At 54.0% G+C, this 21,668-nt stretch carries 25 protein-coding genes; 7 read left to right on the forward strand and 18 right to left on the reverse strand.

From position 1 onward, the window contains the following. Positions 1-6: 6 nt before the first annotated feature. Positions 7-702, reverse strand: coding sequence for a monofunctional biosynthetic peptidoglycan transglycosylase (gene mtgA, locus IQ22_RS00405; RefSeq protein ID WP_145136365.1), 696 nt, complete (start codon positions 700-702; stop codon positions 7-9). Between the two features lie 67 nt (positions 703-769). Here mtgA and IQ22_RS00410 point away from each other — a divergent pair, with 67 nt between their 5' ends. The 4 genes from IQ22_RS00410 to trmB all read left to right on the forward strand — a co-directional run bounded on the left by IQ22_RS00410 (position 770) and on the right by trmB (position 3,009). After that, positions 770-1,141: a DUF423 domain-containing protein gene (locus IQ22_RS00410; RefSeq protein ID WP_145136369.1), complete on the forward strand. Its 372-nt coding sequence runs from the start codon at positions 770-772 to the stop codon at positions 1,139-1,141. Positions 1,142-1,215: 74 nt separating this feature from the next. Beyond that, positions 1,216-1,416 carry a sulfur carrier protein ThiS gene (gene thiS, locus IQ22_RS00415; RefSeq protein WP_145136372.1) on the forward strand — a complete coding sequence of 67 codons (201 nt, stop codon included), beginning with the start codon at positions 1,216-1,218 and terminating at the stop codon, positions 1,414-1,416. 17 nt (positions 1,417-1,433) lie between these two features. Beyond that, positions 1,434-2,228 carry a thiazole synthase gene (locus tag IQ22_RS00420; protein WP_145136375.1) on the forward strand — a complete coding sequence of 265 codons (795 nt, stop codon included), beginning with the start codon at positions 1,434-1,436 and terminating at the stop codon, positions 2,226-2,228. Between the two features lie 112 nt (positions 2,229-2,340). Beyond that, a complete protein-coding gene (gene trmB / locus IQ22_RS00425; RefSeq protein ID WP_244308876.1) occupies positions 2,341-3,009 on the forward strand; it encodes a tRNA (guanosine(46)-N7)-methyltransferase TrmB in 669 nt (222 codons plus the stop codon). Between the two features lie 53 nt (positions 3,010-3,062). Here trmB and IQ22_RS00430 read toward each other — a convergent pair whose 3' ends face one another. The 9 genes from IQ22_RS00430 to IQ22_RS00470 form a co-directional block, all read right to left on the reverse strand. Next, complete coding sequence (locus IQ22_RS00430) at positions 3,063-3,386, reverse strand: DUF3392 family protein (RefSeq protein ID WP_145136381.1); 324 nt, start codon at positions 3,384-3,386, stop codon at positions 3,063-3,065. Between the two features lie 13 nt (positions 3,387-3,399). Further along, positions 3,400-4,542: a radical SAM family heme chaperone HemW gene (gene hemW / locus IQ22_RS00435; RefSeq protein ID WP_145137538.1), complete on the reverse strand. Its 1,143-nt coding sequence runs from the start codon at positions 4,540-4,542 to the stop codon at positions 3,400-3,402. Between the two features lie 11 nt (positions 4,543-4,553). Then, on the reverse strand, positions 4,554-5,147 hold the full coding sequence (gene rdgB, locus IQ22_RS00440; protein WP_145136384.1) for an RdgB/HAM1 family non-canonical purine NTP pyrophosphatase: 594 nt from the start codon (positions 5,145-5,147) through the stop codon (positions 4,554-4,556). A 173-nt stretch (positions 5,148-5,320) separates the two neighbouring features. Continuing rightward, entirely contained in the window at positions 5,321-5,920 is a 600-nt protein-coding gene (gene metW / locus IQ22_RS00445; RefSeq protein ID WP_145136387.1) for a methionine biosynthesis protein MetW, read from the reverse strand. 10 nt (positions 5,921-5,930) lie between these two features. Next, positions 5,931-7,070, reverse strand: a complete 1,140-nt coding sequence (gene metX, locus IQ22_RS00450; RefSeq protein ID WP_145136390.1) for a homoserine O-succinyltransferase MetX — start codon at positions 7,068-7,070, stop codon at positions 5,931-5,933. A gap of 106 nt (positions 7,071-7,176) precedes the next feature. Further along, positions 7,177-9,135 carry a dynamin family protein gene (locus IQ22_RS00455; RefSeq protein WP_145136393.1) on the reverse strand — a complete coding sequence of 653 codons (1,959 nt, stop codon included), beginning with the start codon at positions 9,133-9,135 and terminating at the stop codon, positions 7,177-7,179. Positions 9,136-9,300: 165 nt separating this feature from the next. Next, the gene (locus IQ22_RS00460; RefSeq protein ID WP_145136396.1) at positions 9,301-9,933 is read right to left on the reverse strand and encodes a YggT family protein; all 633 of its coding nucleotides are present in this window, start codon (positions 9,931-9,933) and stop codon (positions 9,301-9,303) included. Positions 9,934-9,942: 9 nt separating this feature from the next. Next, positions 9,943-10,761, reverse strand: coding sequence for a pyrroline-5-carboxylate reductase (proC, locus tag IQ22_RS00465; RefSeq protein ID WP_145136400.1), 819 nt, complete (start codon positions 10,759-10,761; stop codon positions 9,943-9,945). 13 nt (positions 10,762-10,774) lie between these two features. Beyond that, positions 10,775-11,479: a YggS family pyridoxal phosphate-dependent enzyme gene (locus tag IQ22_RS00470; RefSeq protein ID WP_145136403.1), complete on the reverse strand. Its 705-nt coding sequence runs from the start codon at positions 11,477-11,479 to the stop codon at positions 10,775-10,777. 71 nt (positions 11,480-11,550) lie between these two features. Between IQ22_RS00470 and IQ22_RS00475 the strand changes: the two genes are divergently transcribed. After that, on the forward strand, positions 11,551-12,585 hold the full coding sequence (locus IQ22_RS00475; protein ID WP_145136406.1) for a type IV pilus twitching motility protein PilT: 1,035 nt from the start codon (positions 11,551-11,553) through the stop codon (positions 12,583-12,585). Then, positions 12,585-13,724: a PilT/PilU family type 4a pilus ATPase gene (locus IQ22_RS00480; RefSeq protein ID WP_145136409.1), complete on the forward strand. Its 1,140-nt coding sequence runs from the start codon at positions 12,585-12,587 to the stop codon at positions 13,722-13,724. Before IQ22_RS00475 ends, IQ22_RS00480 begins: the two co-directional genes overlap by 1 nt. Here IQ22_RS00480 and IQ22_RS00485 read toward each other — a convergent pair. The 3 genes from IQ22_RS00485 to IQ22_RS00495 all read right to left on the reverse strand — a co-directional run bounded on the left by IQ22_RS00485 (position 13,721) and on the right by IQ22_RS00495 (position 17,139). Continuing rightward, positions 13,721-15,160: a UdgX family uracil-DNA binding protein gene (locus IQ22_RS00485; RefSeq protein ID WP_145136413.1), complete on the reverse strand. Its 1,440-nt coding sequence runs from the start codon at positions 15,158-15,160 to the stop codon at positions 13,721-13,723. The genes IQ22_RS00480 and IQ22_RS00485 overlap by 4 nt on opposite strands. Positions 15,161-15,163: 3 nt before the next feature. Then, entirely contained in the window at positions 15,164-16,375 is a 1,212-nt protein-coding gene (locus IQ22_RS00490; protein WP_145136416.1) for a putative DNA modification/repair radical SAM protein, read from the reverse strand. A gap of 98 nt (positions 16,376-16,473) precedes the next feature. Then, positions 16,474-17,139, reverse strand: coding sequence for a C40 family peptidase (locus IQ22_RS00495; RefSeq protein ID WP_145136419.1), 666 nt, complete (start codon positions 17,137-17,139; stop codon positions 16,474-16,476). A 208-nt stretch (positions 17,140-17,347) separates the two neighbouring features. Between IQ22_RS00495 and IQ22_RS00500 the strand changes: the two genes are divergently transcribed. Then, a complete protein-coding gene (locus IQ22_RS00500; protein WP_145136422.1) occupies positions 17,348-17,764 on the forward strand; it encodes an NINE protein in 417 nt (138 codons plus the stop codon). Positions 17,765-17,803: 39 nt separating this feature from the next. Here the strand turns inward: IQ22_RS00500 and IQ22_RS00505 are convergent, their stop codons facing one another. The 5 genes from IQ22_RS00505 to IQ22_RS00525 are packed head-to-tail and all read right to left on the reverse strand — an operon-like array spanning position 17,804 to position 21,634. Next, positions 17,804-19,075, reverse strand: coding sequence for a dihydroorotase (locus IQ22_RS00505; protein WP_145136425.1), 1,272 nt, complete (start codon positions 19,073-19,075; stop codon positions 17,804-17,806). After that, positions 19,076-20,074: an aspartate carbamoyltransferase catalytic subunit gene (locus IQ22_RS00510; RefSeq protein WP_425298827.1), complete on the reverse strand. Its 999-nt coding sequence runs from the start codon at positions 20,072-20,074 to the stop codon at positions 19,076-19,078. It lies immediately after the preceding gene. Positions 20,075-20,093: 19 nt separating this feature from the next. Then, entirely contained in the window at positions 20,094-20,606 is a 513-nt protein-coding gene (gene pyrR / locus IQ22_RS00515) for a bifunctional pyr operon transcriptional regulator/uracil phosphoribosyltransferase PyrR (RefSeq protein ID WP_145136431.1), read from the reverse strand. Next, entirely contained in the window at positions 20,603-21,064 is a 462-nt protein-coding gene (gene ruvX / locus IQ22_RS00520; RefSeq protein ID WP_145136433.1) for a Holliday junction resolvase RuvX, read from the reverse strand. Before ruvX ends, pyrR begins: the two co-directional genes overlap by 4 nt. Continuing rightward, positions 21,065-21,634, reverse strand: a complete 570-nt coding sequence (locus IQ22_RS00525) for a YqgE/AlgH family protein (RefSeq protein WP_145136436.1) — start codon at positions 21,632-21,634, stop codon at positions 21,065-21,067. Between the last annotated feature and the right edge of the window lie 34 nt (positions 21,635-21,668).

A 21,668-nucleotide genomic window follows, 5' to 3' on the forward strand; every position in this document is an offset into this window, starting at 1 on the left:
GAGCCGTTATTTCAGCTGCAGTAAATACTGACTCCCTCCTAACTGGCGAACCTGCTGACGAATCCAGTTGGCGCGTCGACTGACATGGCTGCTCGGTCGAGTAGGGCTCCACTGACGCGGATTGGGCAATATGGCTGCTAGCAGACTGGCTTGCCGGGCCGACAGATAGGGTGCTCCCACCCCAAAATGGTGCCGTGCTGCGGCTTCTGCACCGAAGACTCCCGAATCCCATTCCACGCTATTGAGATACACCTCTAGGATTCGCTGCTTTGGCCAGAAAGTTTCGATCAGGACGGTAAACCAGGCCTCCAGACCTTTGCGTAACCAACTGCGGCCCGACCACAGAAAAACATTCTTGGCGACCTGCTGACTGATTGTGCTGGCACCCCGCAGCGAGCCGCTGGCTTCGTTATGGTTTAACGCTTGTTGAATTGCTTTAAAGTCGAAGCCCCAGTGTTCAGCAAAATGCTGATCTTCTCCGGCAATGACCGACATCTTCAGATCATCGGGTAGCTCCTCCCAAGGCCGCCAGTCACGCTGCAGATCAATGGGCCTACCGTCAATCCAAGACTCGATCTTGCGCTCGACCATGACCATCGAGCCTGGCGGCGGAACCCAGCGAAACAGCAACACGAGTACTACGCTCGCAGCCATGAGGATGAGTAGATAACGGAACAGACGACGAAAAAGTGAGCGCAGCATGCGACTTGGTCTTTGCGGATGAACGGTCCATTATAACCCCCGCTTCGATTCTGTCCGGGAGTTCGCCATGTTTCGTATGTTTCTCATGTTGGCCGCCGTGTTCGGCTTTACTGGCGTTGGGCTAGGTGCCTTTGCAGCACACGGCTTGCGTAACCGGCTTAGCCCGGAGCATCTGGCAGTATTTCAAACCGGTGTCCAGTACCAGTTGGTACATGCTCTGGCATTACTAGGCGTTGCTGTTCTGGCAACACACTTCCAGGGGCGTTTGGTTGGGTTGGCCGGCTTGTTTTTTACCTTGGGCATTGTGCTGTTCTCGGGCAGCCTGTATGTGCTGACGCTATCAGGTTTCAACAAGCTAGGAATTATCACGCCTTTTGGCGGCCTAGCCTTTCTCGCCGGCTGGTTTTGTTTAGGCTTAGTGGCATGGCGCCTCGCATGAAGGCGACAAAGACGGTTGGTCATCTCGTCGGAAGGGCTTAGAATGCAGGTCCTTCTGTCTAGACCGCTTCTGCCATGCGCATTCAACTGAACGGCGAACCTTTCGAACTACCCGACGGTGCTACCGTAGCGGATTTGCTCGTCCGGCTCGACTTGACCGGACGGCGAGTGGCCGTAGAACGAAATCTCGATATCGTACCCCGCAGCCAGCACGCCGAGACCACCCTGGTGGACGGCGACAGCCTGGAAGTGGTTCACGCCATTGGTGGCGGTTAGACCGCCGAGGATCTGCCATGCACAGCAATCGCCATGATACGCCCCTGACCCTGGCTGGCCGCACCTATCAGTCGCGCCTGCTGGTAGGCACAGGCAAATACAAGGATCTGGATGAGACGCGCCGGGCTATCGAGGCCTCAGGGGCCGAGATCGTTACCGTTGCGGTCCGCCGTACCAACATCGGTCAAAATCCGGGGGAGCCAAATCTGCTGGATGTTATTCCGCCGGATCGCTATACCATATTGCCCAATACCGCCGGCTGCTATGACGCAGTTGAAGCGGTACGGACCTGCCGTCTGGCGCGCGAGTTGCTAGATGGACATTCCCTGGTCAAGCTTGAGGTATTAGCTGACCAGAAAACCCTGTTCCCAAATGTTATCGAGACCCTCAAGGCTGCGGAAACGCTGGTCAAGGATGGCTTTGACGTCATGGTATACACCAGCGACGATCCGATCATTGCCCGGCAGCTGGCTGAGATAGGTTGCATCGCCGTCATGCCGCTGGCCGGCCTGATCGGTTCGGGGCTCGGAATCTGCAACCCTTACAATCTGCGTATTATCCTTGAGGAAGCCACCGTACCCGTGTTGGTGGATGCTGGCGTTGGTACGGCTTCGGACGCGACCATTGCCATGGAGCTGGGCTGCGACGCTGTATTGATGAACACGGCGATTGCCCATGCCCAGGATCCGGTACTGATGGGTGAGGCCATGAAGCATGCCATTGTTGCCGGACGTATGGCTTACCTCGCTGGACGGATGCCACGTAAGCTGTATGCGTCGGCTTCTTCTCCGCTGGAAGGTTTGATCAACTGATTCAACCTTCCCATCCTGTTTCAACCCTAACGACCCGGTACTCCGCCGGGTCGTCTTGTCTTTGTGAATAGCCATGAGCGACCAGGAACTCGATACCTCTCACGCGCGCCCGATGCGCACCGTTAAAAGCTTTGTTATGCGTGCTGGACGTATGACCGAGGGTCAGAAGCGCGGCCTTGAGGTGGGTTGGCCTCGGTTCGGCATGGAATTAGCGGATGGGCTCCAGAATTTCGATTCCGTATTCGGTCGTCAGGCACCGCGTACTGTCGAAATTGGCTTTGGCATGGGGCACTCGCTACTGGAAATGGCTGCGGCGGCACCTGAGCAAGATTTCATTGGTGTAGAAGTGCATCGGCCGGGGGTCGGAGCACTACTCAATGGTTTGCTTACCGAGCAATTGAGCAATGTTCGGGTCTATAGCTGCGATGCGCTAGAAGTGCTGCGTGAGTGTATTGCTGACGCCAGCCTGGATCGCGTGTTGTTGTTCTTTCCTGACCCTTGGCACAAGTCGCGTCATCACAAGCGTCGTATTGTGCAGCCGGCTTTCGCAGAATTGATCCGCAGTAAGTTGAAAATTGGTGGCATTCTGCACATGGCAACCGATTGGGAGCCCTATGCCGAGCATATGCTGGAGATTATGAAGGCAGCCCCGGGATACCGGAATCAGGCTGAGGATGGTACTTACGTACCGCGTCCGGAGGAGCGTCCTGTCACCAAGTTCGAGCGGCGTGGCGAGCGGCTCGGTCATGGAGTGTGGGATCTGAAGTTCGAGCGAGTCTAATAAGGCAGCTTCTAGAGGCTAGGATTGATCCTAAGCCTCTACTCAGGTCTTTTTTAACGACGTTCGGCCAGGACGCCCAGCAAGCAGACGCCAATCAGTAGGACGGGAGCCAGGCTATAGTTGTTAAATTGGCCCAATCCCTTAACAACCCACGGTGTCAGATGCGTTGTGGCTGCGCCATAGATCGCGACAGTGGCTGCAGCCAGGGCAGGTACGCGAACAAGAGTTGGCAAACTGCCTAGGCGTTGCTTGACCCAGCCATTGATCTCGGTACCAAACATCACCAGCAGCGTGGAAATCAGCGCCAAGGCGATTTCGCCAAGATGGCCACGGCACCAGCGAGAAGCGTCTGCGACGATACTGAGTACATAGTCCACGCGTCATATCTCCTTAATCAGGCAAAAAATGCTGTAGCAGGTCGTTCAGAAACAACTGGCCTTTAGCTGTGGGTGCCAGGCGCTGCGGATCCCTTACCAATAGGCCTTGGTCTCGTGCTTGGGTAAGGGCGGTGTTCAGCTCATCTAGGAGCTGTCCGGTTCTCTGAGAGTACAACTCAGCGGGCACGCCTTCGACTAGACGAAGCACATTCATCATGAACTCAAAGGGTAAATCGGCCGGTTCCAGATTGCGCTCGCCCGCCTGAAATCGTTTCGTCGGATCTAAATAGTCCTTGGGTAAACGTGTTTTCCAGGTCCGAATAATTTGCCCGTCGGGGCGGCTCAATTTGGCATGTGCACCGGCACCGATGCCCAGGAAGTCACCAAAGGTCCAGTAATTAAGGTTGTGCCGGGCTTGGCGACCCGTTTGAGCATAAGCCGATGTTTCGTACTGGCAATATCCGGCATCTGCCAGACGCGCCTGCCCGGCTTCCTGGATGTCCCATAGCGTGTCGTCTTCAGGCAATTCAGGTGGTTTGCTCCAGAACACCGTATTCGGCTCCATGGTGAGTTGATACCAGGAGAGATGGGTTGGGGCTAGAGCGATGGCCTGTTCCAGGTCGGCCAGCGCATCGTCAACACTCTGGTCCGGTAAGCCATGCATAAGATCCAAATTGAAATTATCAAAGCCGGCCTGTCGTGCCATATCAGCCGCTCGAACAGTCTCATCGCGCCCATGGATACGACCCAGAGCCTTGAGCTTGGCTTCCTGAAAACTCTGAATGCCGATAGAAAGTCGATTGATGCCCAGGCGACGGTAGGCTGCAAACTTTTCCTGTTCAAACGTGCCGGGATTCGCTTCGAGCGTAATTTCAATATCCCGGACGAAAGGGATGCGCTGTTCGACGCCAGTCAGCAGGCGGTCTAGCGCTTTGGCTGAAAATAAACTGGGCGTGCCACCCCCAAAGAAGATCGATGTCAGCGAGCGACCGTGCACATGCTCGAGATCAGACTCAAGATCAGCCAAGAGCGCATCGACATAGGCTTCTTCCGGCAGCTCCGGCCCGGCGGCATGAGAGTTAAAGTCACAATAGGGACACTTACGCACACACCACGGGATATGGATATATGCCGCCAGTGGCGGCATTACCAGCATGTCGTTCTTGATCAAAGGCCCAGCCGCTCACGCAGGATGGCCATCGCCCGAGCGCGATGGCTGATTTGGTTCTTCTCCTCGGGAGCAAGTTCGGCACTGGAGCAGTTCCGTTCAGGTACCCAAAACAGAGGGTCATAGCCAAAGCCATTCTCGCCACGGGCTTCAAACAGGATACGTCCATGCCATAAGCCTTCGCATACAATCGGTAGAGGATCTTCTGCGTGACGCACCAATGCCAGCACACTAACGAATTGAGCGCCACGCTCAGCCTCAGGTACATCCTTTAAGGCTTCGAGTAATTTGGCGTTATTAGCCGCATCGCCTCGTCCTTCAGCATAGCGCGCTGAATAGATTCCGGGAGCGCCGCCCAACGTATCGACGGCTAGACCTGAGTCGTCTGCTAGGGCAGGCAGGCCCGAAACGCGTGCCGCATTACGTGCCTTGAGAATGGCATTTTCAATGAACGACAGGCCGGTCTCTTCAGGCTCGACCTGGCTGAACTCACCTACGGAGCGAACCCGTACGGCATCACCCAGCATGGCTTGGAGTTCTTTTAACTTACCGGCGTTATGACTGGCCAGTACCAGTTCAGAAAATTCGATCATTGGTCTGATCCACTGAAAAATAATATCGACAGAGCGCAGCACTGGCGCTGGGCTCGTCATGATAGGGGATGTCGAACGGCTTGGCGGATGAATCGGATAATGGGTCACCAGATCGACAGCTGTTGGGATGCGCGGAGCGAAACACTAACATTAAGCGATCTGCTCCTGGAGGCTTACATCCCAGGGCCGCTGACCCGATAGATACCAATCTCGCCCAGCAGGTTAGGCCATAGGCGACTGGCTATGCCATGGCGGTGTTGACGATCCACGGCGAGCCGGTCAAGCACCTTCACCTTCAGCTCATGGCACAAGTGTTCGAAATCCTTAAACGTGCAGAAGTGAATATTCGGCGTGTTGTACCAAGTGTAAGGCAGGAACTCTGAAACGGGCATACGGCCATTGCGGACTAGATACCAGCGGCATCGCCAATGGCCGAAGTTAGGGAAAGTAATGATGCACTGGCGGCCTACCCGCAACATTTCCTCGAGGATACGATCAGGAAAATGCACAGCCTGTAATGCCTGGGTCATAACCACAACATCGAAACTGTTGCTGGCAAAGTTACCCAGCCCTTTGTCCAGGTCCTGCTCGATTACATTTACGCCTTTGCGAATGCATTCGGCGATGTTCTGCGGGTCGATTTCCAGGCCATAGCCGGCAACCTGTTTGTAGTCCCGAAGATAGGCGAGTAATTCTCCTGTGCCGCAGCCCAGGTCAAGAACCCGGCTACCGGCCGGAATCCACTCTTGAATGATTTCCAGATCAGCACGCATGTCTAGTTCTTCATACCGTTATACGATTCATGTAATTACCGAACGCATCTAAATAACGTGGTATCGGTATGAGGAAGGCGTCGTGGCCCTGCGGAGCATCAATCTCGAGATAGCTAACATGCTTTTTCGCAGCAATCAGCGCATCCACGATCTCTCTTGAGCGTGCTGGAGAGAAGCGCCAATCGGTAGTAAAAGACATGATGCAGAAACTGGCCTGAGCGCTCTCGAATGTTTTGGCCAAATCGCCGTTATGAGCGCTGGCAGGATCAAAATAATCCAGTGCCTTGGTCATCAGCAGATAGGTATTGGCATCGAAGCGGCCGGAAAACTCTTCGCCTTGATAGCGCAGATAGCTCTCTACCTGGAATTCCACGCTATGGAAATCGTAGTTAAGCTTGTCCGTCTTGAGCTCACGGCCAAACTTCTGTCCCATGGCATCATCGGACAGGTAGGTGATATGTCCTACCATCCGAGCGAGCATTAGCCCGCGCTTAGGTATTACGCCCTGCTCGTAAAAGCGACCGCCGTGAAACTCATCGTCTGTCAGGATAGCCTGCCGTGCGACTTCGTTAAAAGCGATGTTCTGAGCCGACAATTTAGGCGCCGACGCGATAGCGAGACAGTGCCGAACGCGCTCGGGGTAACTGATAGTCCATTGCAGAGCCTGCATGCCGCCCATGCTGCCGCCGACCACGGCGGCCCATTGATGAATGCCCAGCATATCGGCCAGACGTGCCTGGCTATGAACCCAGTCCTCAACGGTGATTACAGGGAAATCGGCCCCATAAGGCCTTCCTGTTAGAGGGTTGGCGCTGCCCGGGCCGGTCGAACCATTACAGCCGCCCAGGTTGTTGAGCGAGACGACAAAAAACTTTCGCGTATCGATGGGCTTGCCTGGACCGATACAGCTGTCCCACCAGCCGGGCTTCCGGTCGTCCATGCTGTGATAGCCCGCAGCATGATGATGACCGGACAAGGCATGACAAATCAGCACCGCATTGCTGCGGCTTTCGTTTAATTCGCCATAGGTTTCGATAACCAAGTCGTATTCGGCTAACGATCGGCCGCACGCCAGGGGTAACGGCTCGGCGAAATGCAGGGCCTGAGGGGTAACCAGACCTACGGAATCAGGGGGTATTACACTAGGCATTGACGGCTCTTGTGCGTGAGAGGGCGTCAGTCTAAAGAGGGCCGTTGCAGGCGGCAAGCACAGTGCACAGTTGCACAGTACTTGCCACCTATCAGGTTATATGCCTTTAGGCAAAGCTGACACCTGGCAGTGCTACAACTTTGGCCTGTCGTTGCACGGGAGCAGGCCTGCGCAATTGGCGAAGGATGTCATTGGCTTCGTCACACTGGCTTTCCAGAGCCTCGCAGTAAGCGGCAAGTCTGGATTTCTGCTGGTGTTGATCCAATGTTTGCTGGGTCAGTGATTTAAGTTCGAGCATATTGGCTTCAAGCAATTGCTTGTGCTCGCGGGTGAACTGAATCAATGGCAGCAAGGCAGCTTCGTTCCAGCGCTTGGCTTCTCGGCAGGTTTCCTCATGGATATGAACAACTTCCTTGACCAACGTTGCGAAAAAACGTCGGGTCAGCACACGTTGTTCGGTGAAGAACGTTTTCATCTGCTTGCGGAAGTGATCGGCCTTGAGCTGTAGCTGGCGTAGCGAACGGATATGTGCCTTTATACGTAATCGGGGCGGTTCCAGACGGTATGCAGGATTTTCCTCATTGTGACGTTGGTAAATGTTCTGCAACACCTTGTTCGCACGTTCACCCTCGTAATAAAGACCAAGCATGTCGTGTTCGATATTTTGGAAGAAGCGATGAATCGCCTCGCTAATGCCTAATGTCGTCCAGCTACCTGCTAAATTATGGCGGACGTCAGTCAAGTGTCGCTCCATTCTGGCTGGATTAAGAACCTCGCTGAGTAGAACAGCTTGGCCTTGTAACATCCGCTGAGTCGTACGCAGGTTCAAGAGGCGCTTATGATATTGGGCATGCTCTTCACGGGTACGGTCGATCTGCTCGGCCAGAACTGCACTACTTGAGGTAGCTTCATCTAGGTGCCGATACTGCTGACGTACTTCTTCCAGGCGCTGCGTAAGCAGGCTCTGGCTGCTAGCCAGCAGGGCAATAACCTGATTGATCACCTGGTTTTGCAGCAGTTTCTCCTTCTGGCCGATGATCCGCTCGCACAAAAGATGTTCCAAGGCTGCTAAGTGGCTGCGTTGGAGAAGCTCAGGCTCGGCGCGTACCTTTCCGAGGAGAGCCTGTTTGGCTGATAGCGGAAGTACATCGGCGGTTGAAATACCCAGCTGGCGTGCCGTCGTTTCACGGACCCGAAGGATGGATTGTTCAATAGAGTCTTCTCCATTGAGATCATCCCAAAGAGTGTCAATCTTGTTAAGTATGGCGAACAGCCCATCTGCTGACTCGCCTCGAGTAGGTTTAATGTGCTGTTCCCAGAGTTGCAGGTCGGATGCCGTCACACCCGCGTCGGCAGCAAGCAGAAAGAGGATGGCTTGTGCCGAAGGCAGCATCGACAGTGTTAATTCCGGCTCGCTGCCAAGCGCATTAAGACCCGGTGTATCCAGAATGCGTAAGCCTTGGCGCAGTAGAGGGTGATCGAAATGAATGATCGCGTGACGCCAGGCTGGGATCTCTACCTGATCGTGAGCGTTTGGTCTGTCCAGGTGGGCAGCATCGAATCCCAGCGCTAAAGCGGTTTCCAGTGAAACCGTCTGCGTCTCAGCCACTTTCTTCAGTGCTGCAGCCATGCTTTCAGGCTGGCCGTAATCCAGTGTGATCTGAGTCCACTGCTCAGGCATCGATCGCCACTCGGCTACGGCAGTCTCATCCAGGCGAGACTCAATTGGCAGTAAACGGATGTACGGTGCATCGGCATCAGCATCGTAAAATAGCTCAGTCGGACACATCGTCGTCCGTCCCGCTTGCGACGGCAGCATTCGCTGCCCGTAGTCAGCGAAAAACAGAGCATTAATCAGCTCAGTCTTGCCGCGAGAGAATTCGCCGGCAAACGCAAGCGTAATGGTGTCCTCGCGGAGAATCTGTCGGCAGCGCGCCAACGTCTCATCAAGACTAGGGGTACCCAGTCGATTGCGTGCTAGCCAATCGCTGTATCGGTCAACCTGCCGTATGAGTTCGAGCTTCCATGTCGAATAGGCATCGACATGTCGAGAAAGACGCTCCATACCTCGTCCCTGTTCTACCATGGGCGTAAAAGAAGGCGGTACGGTGACCTAAGGTCGGCTTACAGTCAATCAGCCGCTGAAAGGATTCTCTAGACGGTCAACTCAACTATGTGAATGGCATTGAAAAACGTGTCGAAATCTTATTTGGATTTCGACACGTGGTTTTTACAGGAAGGGGGCCAGTACGGAAGGCATACCCGTCATCATGGCTAGATTATTAATTACCAGCATGTCGATTAGCTTGATTGCAATGAAGGCGAAGATGGGTGAAAGATCCAAACCGCCCATGTTAGGTAGCAACCGACGGAAGGGAGCCAAGGCCGGCTCGCAAATCTGGTTGATCAGCTGTGCACCAGGGTTATAACTACCCGGAGCGACCCAGGAAAGGATGACGCTGATAATCATTGCAAAGAAAAAGACCTTGAGAAACAGGGAGGCCACGGCAATGACCGACCAGATCACTAAGTGCAGTAAGGCACCGCCTGTCCCGTATTGCAGAATGACCAGATTGAGCCCGTTCATGCCTTCCACGCGGGTAAGCAGCAACAGCAGCAGCATGAGCACGAGCTGAACCAAAATTGCCAGAACCAGCGAGGCGAGATCTACGCCGCCAAAGCCGGGGATTACGCGGCGCAAGGGGCGTACCAGCGGTTGTGTGGCACGTACGATGAACTGGCTCAGTGGGTTATAAAAATCCGCACGCACCAGCTGCAGGATGAAGCGTAGCAACACGATGAGTAGATAAAGGCTACCCAGTGTTTGCACGATAAGAATCAGGGCGGTATTGAGACCGTACATGGTAACTCCTTATTGACCTAGTTCTGTCGCCAGCTCCGCTGAGCGACGGGACGCAGCTGCGAGAGCCTTTTGGACCAGTGCCTCGAAGCCATCATCCTGAAAAGTCTTGATGGCCTGCTCGGTCGTTCCGCCGGGTGACGTGACCCGGCGCCGTAGTTCAGCAGGCGATACGTCACTGGCTAATGCCATCTGTGCCGCCCCCAAGGCTGTTTGCAAAGTAAGACGTGAAGCGGTATCGCGATCCAGGCCCAGGTGTTCCCCGGCGCGAGTCATGGCTTCCATCAATAGAAAAAAATAAGCCGGCCCGCTACCTGATACTGCCGTGACGGCATCGAGTTGGGCTTCAGTATCAACCCAGACCGTAATTCCCACAGCCGCTAGCAGTTGTTCAGCTTGTTGCCGCTGGGCTGCGCTCACCTGCTCGTTGGCGAACAGGCCGCTCGCTCCCTGACGAAGTAGGGCGGGAGTATTGGGCATACAGCGTACCAGCGCTCGTGCGCCTAACCACTGGGTCAGGCTGGTACAGGTAATACCGGCTGCCACCGAGACCACTAATTGCTCGGGTTGAAGCGAGGCTGCAATTTCCTGGCAGACACGTTGCATAATCTGTGGTTTGATAGCGAGCACTACGACATCGGCATCTTTGAGCGCATCAAGGTTGGATTCAAATGTTCTAATGCCATGGTCGCTTTGTAAGGCGGCGCGCTGGTCGGCCAGCGGGTTGCTTGCTGTGATAAGGTCGGCAGCTACGCCTTGCGTGCGCAAGCCGCCAATCAGACTGGCAGCCATGTTTCCAGCGCCGATGAAGGCGATGCGAGTATCGCTCATGTACATAAATTCCTTAATGAGAAGCAGAAGAGGGAGCCGCGCCGTAATCTCTGGCACCAAACAGAGCTGTACCGATCCGGACCCAGGTGGCCCCTTCGGCGATAGCGACTTCCAGGTCATGGCTCATGCCCATGGACAGGGTATCAAGATTCAGGTTCATCGCCTCGCTGAGTTCGCGTAGTCGTGCAAATGCGGCCTGCTGCGCCTCGACAGCTGTTGTGGCTTCGGGAATTGCCATTAGGCCTCGTAGCGTTAGGCGTGGTAACTGGGATACAGCGTGGGCCAAGGCGGGCAACTCATCGGGAGCACATCCTGATTTGCTGGTTTCTCCGCTAATATTGACTTGGAGACAGATATTTAAGGGGGGCATGCCTTCCGGACGCTGTTCGGAGAGGCGTTGGGCGATTTTCAATCGATCCACCGAGTGTACCCAGTCAAAATGACTGGCAATAGCGCGGGTTTTGTTCGACTGAATAGGCCCGATAAAGTGCCAAACTAGCGGCAGATCTTTAAGCTCGCTCTGTTTGGTTAGCGCCTCCTGTAGATAATTTTCGCCAAAATGCTGTAGGCCACAGGCAAACGCTTCCCGCAGGGCTGCGGCTGGTTTGGTCTTACTCACGGCTAGCAGACCAATGGTAGCTGGCTCACGACCACAAGCCTGTGCAGCGGCTTGGATACGAGTGCGTACTGTTGCGATATTTTCGGCTATCGTGGACATTCAACCTCGTTCTCTTTGGCCCGCCGCAGATTGCGGCATTCTACCCGCTTGTTTGTATTAAGGGAGTCCTCATGGATATCACGGAACTGCTGGCGTTTTGTGCCAGACAGGGCGCATCCGACCTTCATCTTTCTGCCGGCTTGCCACCCATGATCCGTGTCGATGGTGACGTTCGGCGCATCAATCTGCCTGCTTTTGACGATAAGCAGGTACATGCGCTCATCTACGACATTATGAACGATAAGCAACGCAAAGATTTCGAGGAGTTTTTCGAGACTGATTTCTCGTTTGAAGTGCCTGGCATCGCGCGCTTCCGAGTCAATGCGTTCAATCAGAACCGTGGGCCTGGCGCCGTTTTCCGAACCATTCCTTCCAAGGTGCTATCCATGGAGGAGTTGGGCATGGGCGATGTGTTTCGCAAGATAACCGATGTTCCCCGCGGGCTGGTGCTGGTCACCGGTCCGACTGGTTCCGGCAAGTCCACTACCCTGGCAGCCATGCTGGACTACCTGAACAACACGAAATATCACCATATCCTCACAATTGAGGATCCTATCGAGTTTGTTCACGAGTCCAAGAAGTGTCTAGTCAACCAACGTGAAGTACACCGCGATACCTTGGGCTTCTCTGAGGCCCTGCGCTCAGCACTTCGTGAAGACCCAGACATCATCCTTGTAGGGGAATTACGTGATTTGGAAACTATCCGGCTGGCCTTGACAGCGGCAGAGACCGGTCACCTTGTCTTCGGTACGCTGCATACCACTTCGGCGGCCAAAACCATCGACCGAATTGTCGACGTGTTCCCTGCTGAAGAAAAATCCATGGTGCGTTCGATGCTGTCTGAATCCTTGCAGGCGGTGGTTTCGCAGACCCTAATTAAAAAGGTCGGCGGTGGTCGCGTGGCGGCTCATGAAATCATGATTGGTACGCCTGCCATTCGGAATCTTATCCGGGAGGACAAGGTGGCACAGATGTATTCAGCTATCCAGACCGGTGGTGGTATCGGTATGCAAACTTTGGACATGTGCTTGAAAGGCTTGCTGGCCAAGGGTTTGATCAGCCGCGATAGTGCTCGTGAAAAGGCCAAGACGCCGGAGAATTTCTGATGGAGTTCGATAAGTTTTTAAGGTTGATGGTGGAGAAGGGTGGGTCTGACCTCTTCATCACAGCTGGCGTTCCGCCTTCGATGAAGGTCAACGGCCGTGTTTTACCTGTGATTAAGGAACCACTCTCGCCCGAGCAGACACGAGAAATTGTCTTGGGTGTGATGAATGAGCAGCAGAGAGCCGAATTTGCTGAAAAGCGCGAGTCCAATTTTGCGATCAGTGCACGAGGTATCGGGCGTTTCCGGGTTAGCGCCTTCTATCAGCGCAACTTGATAGGTATGGTGCTGCGGCGTATTGAGGTCAATATCCCGACACTCGATCAGCTGCGTCTACCTGAAACACTCAAGAAGCTTTCGCTCACCAAGCGAGGACTGATCATTTTCGTGGGTGCGACCGGTACGGGTAAGTCCACTTCGTTGGCGGCCATGATTGGACACCGCAACAAGAATTCGACGGGTCATATCATCTCTATCGAAGATCCTATCGAATATATTCACCAGCATCAGAACTGCATTGTTACTCAGCGTGAAGTCGGCCTGGATACAGAGTCGTTCGAGGTCGCGTTGAAAAACACGCTGCGTCAGGCTCCGGATGTCATCATGATCGGTGAGGTGCGTACTCGGGAAACCATGGAATATGCCGTGGCGTTCGCCGAGACGGGACACCTGTGCCTGGCTACGCTGCATGCCAACAACGCCAACCAGGCTCTTGACCGGATCATCCATTTCTTCCCGGCGGATCGGCATCAGCAGATCTGGATGGACCTGTCGCTCAACCTGAAGGCAATCGTAGCGCAGCAATTAGTGCCTACGGTGGACGGTAAGGGGCGGCGTGCCGTGATTGAAGTACTGATCAACACGCCGTTGGTAGCGGATCTGATCCGCAAAGGTGAAGTACACGAACTCAAGCCGTTGATGAAGCGTTCCACTGAATTGGGCATGCAGACTTTCGATCAAGCGCTCTATCAGCTCTATCGGGACGGCGAAATCAGTTATGAAGATGCTCTGGCTCATGCGGACTCGGCCAATGATCTACGCCTGATGATCAAGCTGGGTTCGGAAACCGATGCGGATCATCTGACAAATATTTCTCAAGGTCTGTCGTTGGATATGACGGATGACACCACGCGTTTTCGTTAGGTCTGTTTTTCCCTGTACTTGTCAGGTTCAAGCAACTCTCTAGCCTGGCGCAGGGTAGATACGATTTCCTGGAAAGCCGCTTCGCGCTGAGCGGCTTCTTGGATACGAAGGGGATAAGAGGGGTGATAGGTTACAATCAGCCACCCTCCCTCCAAGGGTAGGGGCCGCGCCTTATAGTTGGCCAGAGCTTCAGGACGATATCCCAGCAGTGCCTCAAAAGCCGTGGCGCCTAGTGCAACAATGATTTCCGGGCGTACATCCGCCAGCTCCTGAAGCAACCAGGGGCGGCATGCCGCAATCTCCTTGTCAGGCGTGACGTGTTTTCTACGCAAGCCTTGAGGTGTCCATTTGAAGTGTTTGACGGCATTGGTGAGGTAAAGTGCATGCCGATCAAGGCCTGCTTCATTCAGTGCTCGGTCCAGTACCTGTCCCGCTGGTCCAATGAAAGGACGACCAGCGAGATCTTCCTGATCTCCAGGCTGTTCACCAATCAGCATGATGCGAGCCGTTACCGGACCTTCTCCAGGTACCGCTTGGGTTGCCTGTTGCCATAGCTCGCAACGGCGACATTCATCGAGCGCCGTAACGGGTTCACGCTTTGGCTGGGCACGCTCTGCAGCAATCAACACGGTCTTTCCAGCCTGGGCGCCTACCGCCTCAGCCTGGGCCAACTGCTGGGCGCCTATACGGGCATCACTCAGTAAAGTAGGAATCAGCGGACCTTCCGGCAAGTCTTTCCAGAAACGTCTGGGCATATGATTGGCTAGCGCACGTGAATTAACACGCGCCGGATTGAAGGTGCTTGCATAATACGCCTGCCACAGAGAATCGCCCTCATCACGTTGCTGCTGAGCGATTGCTTTTAACGCATCCGGACACGGTCTTTCGAATCGCAGGCTCTTCCCATCCCATAGAGCGGCGGCATCCGGGGTCGCGATCAACCATGATAGGTTGCCCATCCGATCACAGAAGTGCGGTGCCGCCAACTCCAGCACATCATGGGCCGGTTCGTGCCAGGCTACGTAGGCTGGCAAAGCATTCCGTTCATAGGGTCGAAAGCGCAGGAAGGCGTGAAGATGGTGAACTTCACGGTGGACCGCTTTGATACGCCGATGTAGTTCGCTGCCGTCCTCATCACCTGCCAGCATGGCTGATGGATCACCCTGGACAACCCGCCAAAGGATTCGATACAGCAAGGCCCAGCGGTCATCGCTGCGAAAGCAGACGGCCGAAGCCAGCAGATCTGCCAACTGCCTAGGGACTCGTATGGTATAAGTCGATTTTTCGGCTAGAGAGGGCTCTGCCTGGGCAAACAAGTCGCTAGATCCTACTGAGTCATGCCAGTTGATCTTTTCAGGCGGAACCGCTTGCTCTAGTAGCTGGCGGGCACAGGCGCGCCAGCCAGCGAAAGTACCATCAAAGACCACACTGTGCATGGCTTACCAGAGCGCCAGTTGAGCAGGCTGCTCGCTCAACTGGTAACGTAGATGCTGAGAGTCTGCCAGGGCTAGCGCAGGTCGATAATCCTGCACGATGATAAACGGCTTGGCTTTTTCCAGGCTGCAGCGTAGACGGATCAAGTCCGCATAACGAATGCGGCGCTGTTGCCGAAGTGTAGCCAAGCGTTTTGCCGTCAATACGCCAATCCCTGGTACTCGGGCAATCAAGCTCGGCTCGGCACGGTTCAAATCTAGCGGAAAGATGTCCCGATTACTCAGAGCCCAGGCCAGTTTGGGGTCAATATCGAGCGGTAGATTACCGGACTCGGTTGGTAGCTCCGCAGCGTTAAAGCCATAGCCCCGCATGAGAAAGTCCGCCTGATAGAGTCGATGCTCACGCAGTAAAGGCGGAGGAGTCAACGGAACGGAGCGAGGGCTGTCCGGGATAGGACTGAAGGCGGAATAGTACACGCGTTTGAGGCGGTAGGCACCATACAGGCGCTGGGCCGTATCCAGAATAACGCGATCATTTGTAGCGTCGGCGCCAACAATCATTTGAGTACTTTGCCCAGCAGGTGCGAAGCGGGGAGATTTTCGTTCAGTTTCCGCTTCCTCAACTCCTAGGCGAATGGTACCCATGGCTTTCTTAATACTCTGGCCGTTCTTTTCAGGAGCCAAACGCAGCAATTCAGTTTCCGTTGGCAACTCGATGTTGACGGACAGACGATCAGCATAAAGACCCGCTTGGGCAATCAGCTGCGGGTCAGCATCGGGAATAGTCTTTAAATGAATATAGCCGCGGAAATGATGTTCTTCACGCAGCAGACGGGCTACCTGAATCAATTGCTCCATCGTATGGTCGGAGGAGCGAATGATTCCAGAGCTTAAAAACAGGCCACTGATCATGTTTCGACGATAAAAGTCGAGCGTGAGCCGGACAACTTCTTCTGGTGTGAATCGCGCTCGCGGAACATTACTTGAGCGCCGGTTTACGCAGTATTGACAGTCGTAAAGACAAAAGTTGGTCAGCAGAATCTTGAGCAGCGAGACGCAACGGCCATCCGGTGTGAAGCTATGACAGATGCCCATGCCATCAGTCGAGCCCAACCCTTCCCGGCCTTTTGAGCTGCGCTTGGGCGCGCCGCTACTGGCACAGGAAACATCATATTTAGCCGCATCGGCCAGAATGATGAGCTTGTCAGTGAGTTCCACGCATTACTCCGTAGATACTGTATATAAGAACAGTATCTACGGAGGCGAGCCACTATACAAATCTTTTAAAAACTATTCGTAGGTCAACAGCATGACCGTTACGATTTTCGTGAAGTGGCTGGACGGGTACGCGCTGTTTCACTACTAGCGATCGTTTGTGGAAGAACGCGTTTGGCTGAAGCAAAGCGCTTTTGCCAATAGGGTTTGCTCAAATGATCAATGCGGACGTTTTCACCACGACGAGGCGCATGGATAAAGCGATCATGGCCCAAATAAATAGCTACATGATCGATACCACGGCCATTGATCTTGAAGAAAACAAGATCGCCCGGCTTAAGGTTCTTACGCTCAACCTTGAGCCCTTTGACCCGAGCCAGTTCTCTTGAGGTGCGAGGTAGATCCAGATTCTTTACATCGCGATAGGCATAGTTAACCAGGCCGCTACAGTCAAAGCCTTTTTTAGGCGTAGTGCCACCCCAACGGTAGGGGGTACCAAGCACATTAATAGCACGATTGACGACTTTCGTGCTTTCCTTAACTGCCGCATGCTGACGGTTAAAACGTGTTTGGCTCTTTACACCTTTCTGAGGGTGCGCAGGAACATACACATGTTGCACCCGGTAAGAAGTAGACGCCACGGTGCGAGAAGATGATTTGGCATGAGCCGGAGCGGCAGTGCGAGCACTATCGGCTTCTTTAGCCTGGACAGCTGCAACAGGCAGCATCAAACAGGCGGAAAGCCAGGTAATGAGAAAGGAACGCATTGTCGATTAACCTAATTGTTAAAAACGCGCAACTTTATATCAGAACATTTGTGACTTTTCCGCTCCGCTGGTCGATACAAGCTTTAAAAAATCAGCAGTTCATGTCGCAAAACGTTTCGTTGGCAGTTGGAATCACTGGCAGAATGTGGCTTGAAACTTAGAAAATCGCGCTTATTTGAAAGGCATACAAGCCTCTTAGGGAGTCACCATGCGGTTCCAGAACGATACGCATAGCAAAATGCTGGGTTACTTGTTGTGGATTTTCGGGTTTTTAGGTGCCCATCGTTTCTATTATGGCAAGCCCATAACCGGCACAATTTGGTTTTTTACGCTGGGGTTACTAGGCATCGGTTGGATCATCGATCTTTTCCTTATTCCATCCATGGATCGTGAGGCCGATTTACGCTTTTCCGGAGGTCAGACTAATTACAGCATTGCCTGGATCCTATTAACCTTCTTGGGCATATTTGGGGCTCATCGCCTATACATGGGCAAGTGGATAACGGCATTGCTTTATCTTGTAACGGGCGGATTCTTTTTGCTGGGTGTTCTATACGACTTCTGGACGTTGAATGACCAGGTTTCGATGAAAAATCGTCAGCAGAGCAGCGGCCTTCTTCGCTAGGCTGTCTAGAAAATGCCCCTTATGAAGGGGCATTTTGTTTTAGCGTGAATAAGTCGGTTTTCCGCCTAGAAGTGTCCGTTGTACGCGGCCGGGCAAAGACTGACCTAGGAATGGATTATTGCGCCCTTTGGAATGCCACTGCTCACCGGCTATCGTAGGTTCCGTAGGTGAGAACAAGACCAGATCGGCTGCTTCACCGGTAGTCAATCGGCCAGCCTTGAGGTTGAGCGCTGCAGCCGGGCCGCATGTCAGTCGGGCCAGTAGCGTAGGCAAATCCAGCAGGCCATCCTCGACGAGAGTCAAGGCCAGCGGTAGCAACAGCTCGGCACTACTGATACCTGGGTCTGTAGCAGCGAAAGGTGCGAGCTTCGCATCGGCTTCATGAGGCTGATGGTGGCTGGCGATAGCTTGAATCACCCCAGTCTTAACTCCTTCACGCAGCGCTTCTCGATCCTTTTGTGTCCTTAGTGGGGGCATTACATGGTAGAAGCTTGAGAAGCCTTGTAGTCGTTCATCGGTCAGCAGAAGCTGATACAGAGCGACGTCTGCCGTCACAGGAAGGCCTCGCGCCTGGGCATTTGCAATCATTTCGACCCCCCGTGCGCTTGTCAATTGACTAAAGTGCGCACGAACACCGCTTTGCTCGACAAGCAATAGATTTCGCGCTAAAGCAATAGTCTCGGCCGTCTCAGGAATGCCGGTTAATCCTAAAAAGCTGGCGGTTGGCCCCTCATGGGCAAGTCCGCCTTCGGCCAGGTCGGCATCCTGGGACGTGAAAACTACTGTCAGATCAAATGTGGCAGCGTACTCGAGAGCTCGACGCAAAACTCGGGTATTGGCCAGCGGTTCCAGGCCGTTAGTAAAAGCTACGCAGCCAGCTTCACGTAAAGCTACTAGTTCCGCAAGCTGCTCGCCTGCTAGGCCTTTGGTCAGCGCACCGATGGGAAACACGCGGGCGTAGCCTGCCGCCTGAGTGCGGTCAAGAATCAACTCCGCGACGGCTGTTGTATCCAGGACAGGCTTGGTAGACGGAGGGCAGCACAGGCTGGTTGTTCCTCCTGCCGCTGCAGCCAGGGTTTCGCTTTCAATAGTACCCTTGCGGGTATAACCCGGCTCGCATAGCGAAACGTTCAAATCTACCAAGCCGGGCGCAACGATCCAGCCCGTTGCATCGATAACCTGCTCCGCTTCGAAAGCAACGGGCGCCTCGCCTATTGCTTTTATCGACCCATCTGCAATATGAACGGCGCAGATTTCATCAAATGATGTAGCAGGATCAATTACTCGGGCGTTTAGAATACTAAGGGTCATTTACGCGCTCTCTTGTTCGAACTGACGCTGGGCGGTTTGTCCGCTCATGGCCATGGACAGCACTGCCATGCGAACGGCAATGCCATAGGTGACCTGGTTGAGAATGACGGACTGGCTACCATCAGCAACTGCTGATTCGATTTCAACGCCCCGGTTGATCGGGCCGGGGTGCATAACAATGGCATCAGGTTTGGCCAGCGCAAGGCGCTGCGTCGTCAGGCCGAACAGTTTGTAATACTCGCCTTCGCTCGGCAGGAGCCCGCCCTGCATGCGCTCACGTTGAAGGCGTAGCATGATCACAACATCAACATCCTTAAGGCCTTCTTCCATTCGAGTAAACGTACGCACGCCGTACAGTTCTTCAAGCCCTACAGGGATTAAGGTACGCGGCGCGACGACACGGACATCCGGGCAGCCCAATGTCCGTAGCGCCAACATATTTGAGCGGGCTACGCGAGAGTGGAGGATGTCGCCTACGATAGCTACCGACAGGTTTTCAAAGCTGCCTTTGTGACGTCGGATAGTAAGCATGTCGAGCATACCCTGGGTAGGGTGTGCATGACGTCCGTCCCCTCCGTTAATTATGGCTACTTGGGGGCAAACGTGTTCGGCAATGAAGTGTGCTGCCCCTGAGTCGGCATGACGAACCACAAACATGTCGGCTGCCATAGCCTCAAGGTTGCGTAAGGTATCAAACAGGGTTTCGCCCTTACTTGTAGACGATGTCGAAACGTTTAACGTAATAACATCGGCAGAGAGGCGTTTGGCTGCTAACTCGAAGGTTGTCCGGGTGCGAGTCGAGTTTTCGAAAAAGACATTGCATACCGTCTTGCCACGTAGCAAGGGGACTTTTTTAACCGCACGAGCTCCTACTTCAAGAAAGGAGTCGGCAGTGTCCAGCAATTCGGTTAAAAGCTCGCGCGGCAGGTCATCCAGCGAAAGAAAATGGCGCAACTGTCCCTGGGCGTTGAGTTGCAAAGAACGCGTAGCGTCGGTCATGGGCGGCAGGCCTTGAGTATTAGGATGCAGAAGAAAAGTCTTTTCGTTCGAATGCCAGCGGGGCAGGGCCTAAAAGTTTGACACGCTCCGTAGGTGCTAATGACAAAATCTGCCCTACGATGTCAGGGCGGATCGGCAGTTCTCGTGCTTCAAGATCAAGCAGGCAGGCCAGAGTAACGCTCGCCGGGCGCCCATAGTCGAAGAGTTCATTGAGAGCGGCGCGTATGGTGCGGCCGGTCATCAGAACATCGTCTACCAGTACCAAATGCTGTCCTTCGATTTCGAAAGGAAGAGCAGAGGGTTGCACCTGAGGATGCAAGCCTTTTTGCGTGAAATCGTCACGGTAAAACGACACGTCCAGCGTTCCTAGAGGAAGGTCACGCTTGAGCTCCTGTAACAATGCCTGCGCAACCCAGATACCGCCGGTACGGATACCCACGAAGCGGGGTTCAGCAATGCCTTTATGTTCAAGGTAGGCAGCCAGGTCGCTGGCCATGCGAGGAATCAATTCATCAGGATTAGGCAGGTTCATGAGATTTCCTTAGGTGGCTGAGGCGCAGTGGTATCGGCTTGGGCAGCTAGCCACCCCTCGAGTAACAGCGCAGCAGCCAGGGCATCGACAGGGTGATCCCGGTAGCCGTCGCGTTGACCTTGAGTCAAACGTTCACCTTTAGCGGCAAATGTTGTTAAACGCTCGTCATGGGTATGCACTGGTAGGTTGAAACGACCATTAAGTCGACGAGCGAATTTTTCAGCACGCGTACTCATCTCGCTAGGGGTTCCGTCCATGTTCAGGGGGAGGCCGACTACTAATGCATCCGGTTGCCATTCCTTGATCAGGTTTTCAACGCGGCCCCAATCGGGCACACCATTTTGTGCTTTTAAAACACAGAGTTCACGGGCTTGGCCCGTAATGGGTTGACCTACCGCAACACCAATCTGGCGAGTACCGTAGTCAAAGCCGAGCAGCAATTTCAGAGGCTTGTCCATTTAGGCATGGCCCGATTGGTTAGTTAAAAGGGAAAGGTTTACGCCAAGCTGAGACGCTGCTGCTTTTAGGCGCTGTTCACTAGAGACATCAAACAGTAGGGCGGGGTCAGCCTCGCAGGTCAGCCAAGCGTTTTCAGCCAATTCGGTTTCGATTTGGCCGGAGCCCCAGCCAGCATAACCTAAGGCGATCAAATGCCGTTCCGGGCCATGGCCATCGGCAATTGAAAACAGGATGTCTTGGGAAGTAGTCAACGAGACTTCACCCAATTCCAAGGTAGCTTGAAATTGGGAGCCAGTAGGGTGCAGGACGAAGCCGCGCTCTGTCTGTACCGGGCCTCCTGCGTAGATAGCTACATTATGGCACCCTAGAGGAGTCGGCTCGTCAGGTCGCAGTTGCTCTAGTACGTCTTCGAGATTAAGACCGCTGGGACGATTGACAATCAGCCCCATGGCACCCTCTTCGCTATGCTCAATCAAGTAGATGAGTGTTTGTGCAAAGTTAGAGTCGGCCATGTGAGGCATGGCGATTAGGAAATGATTTTTAAGGTAGTGCTGAGTGCTCGCTTTCATACCAGTAGTTTCTAGCTTCACGCTTGAAGCTTCA

The sequence above is a fragment of the Pseudomonas duriflava genome (assembly GCF_007830155.1).
Lineage (GTDB): Bacteria > Pseudomonadota > Gammaproteobacteria > Pseudomonadales > Pseudomonadaceae > Chryseomonas > Chryseomonas duriflava.

What these genes read in the sequence shown, in the direction of transcription:
- mtgA (WP_145136365.1), bottom strand. Translation starts at nt 702, where the DNA reads ATGCTGCGCTCACTTTTTCGTCGTCTGTTCCGTTATCTACTCATCCTC.
- IQ22_RS00410 (WP_145136369.1), top strand. Translation starts at nt 770, where the DNA reads ATGTTTCGTATGTTTCTCATGTTGGCCGCCGTGTTCGGCTTTACTGGC.
- thiS (WP_145136372.1), top strand. Translation starts at nt 1,216, where the DNA reads ATGCGCATTCAACTGAACGGCGAACCTTTCGAACTACCCGACGGTGCT.
- IQ22_RS00420 (WP_145136375.1), top strand. Translation starts at nt 1,434, where the DNA reads ATGCACAGCAATCGCCATGATACGCCCCTGACCCTGGCTGGCCGCACC.
- trmB (WP_244308876.1), top strand. Translation starts at nt 2,341, where the DNA reads ATGCGCACCGTTAAAAGCTTTGTTATGCGTGCTGGACGTATGACCGAG.
- hemW (WP_145137538.1), bottom strand. Translation starts at nt 4,542, where the DNA reads ATGCTGGTAATGCCGCCACTGGCGGCATATATCCATATCCCGTGGTGT.
- rdgB (WP_145136384.1), bottom strand. Translation starts at nt 5,147, where the DNA reads ATGATCGAATTTTCTGAACTGGTACTGGCCAGTCATAACGCCGGTAAG.
- metW (WP_145136387.1), bottom strand. Translation starts at nt 5,920, where the DNA reads ATGCGTGCTGATCTGGAAATCATTCAAGAGTGGATTCCGGCCGGTAGC.
- metX (WP_145136390.1), bottom strand. Translation starts at nt 7,070, where the DNA reads ATGCCTAGTGTAATACCCCCTGATTCCGTAGGTCTGGTTACCCCTCAG.
- IQ22_RS00455 (WP_145136393.1), bottom strand. Translation starts at nt 9,135, where the DNA reads ATGGAGCGTCTTTCTCGACATGTCGATGCCTATTCGACATGGAAGCTC.
- IQ22_RS00460 (WP_145136396.1), bottom strand. Translation starts at nt 9,933, where the DNA reads ATGTACGGTCTCAATACCGCCCTGATTCTTATCGTGCAAACACTGGGT.
- proC (WP_145136400.1), bottom strand. Translation starts at nt 10,761, where the DNA reads ATGAGCGATACTCGCATCGCCTTCATCGGCGCTGGAAACATGGCTGCC.
- IQ22_RS00470 (WP_145136403.1), bottom strand. Translation starts at nt 11,479, where the DNA reads ATGTCCACGATAGCCGAAAATATCGCAACAGTACGCACTCGTATCCAA.
- IQ22_RS00475 (WP_145136406.1), top strand. Translation starts at nt 11,551, where the DNA reads ATGGATATCACGGAACTGCTGGCGTTTTGTGCCAGACAGGGCGCATCC.
- IQ22_RS00480 (WP_145136409.1), top strand. Translation starts at nt 12,585, where the DNA reads ATGGAGTTCGATAAGTTTTTAAGGTTGATGGTGGAGAAGGGTGGGTCT.
- IQ22_RS00485 (WP_145136413.1), bottom strand. Translation starts at nt 15,160, where the DNA reads ATGCACAGTGTGGTCTTTGATGGTACTTTCGCTGGCTGGCGCGCCTGT.
- IQ22_RS00495 (WP_145136419.1), bottom strand. Translation starts at nt 17,139, where the DNA reads ATGCGTTCCTTTCTCATTACCTGGCTTTCCGCCTGTTTGATGCTGCCT.
- IQ22_RS00500 (WP_145136422.1), top strand. Translation starts at nt 17,348, where the DNA reads ATGCGGTTCCAGAACGATACGCATAGCAAAATGCTGGGTTACTTGTTG.
- IQ22_RS00505 (WP_145136425.1), bottom strand. Translation starts at nt 19,075, where the DNA reads ATGACCCTTAGTATTCTAAACGCCCGAGTAATTGATCCTGCTACATCA.
- IQ22_RS00510 (WP_425298827.1), bottom strand. Translation starts at nt 20,074, where the DNA reads ATGACCGACGCTACGCGTTCTTTGCAACTCAACGCCCAGGGACAGTTG.
- pyrR (WP_145136431.1), bottom strand. Translation starts at nt 20,606, where the DNA reads ATGAACCTGCCTAATCCTGATGAATTGATTCCTCGCATGGCCAGCGAC.
- ruvX (WP_145136433.1), bottom strand. Translation starts at nt 21,064, where the DNA reads ATGGACAAGCCTCTGAAATTGCTGCTCGGCTTTGACTACGGTACTCGC.
- IQ22_RS00525 (WP_145136436.1), bottom strand. Translation starts at nt 21,634, where the DNA reads ATGAAAGCGAGCACTCAGCACTACCTTAAAAATCATTTCCTAATCGCC.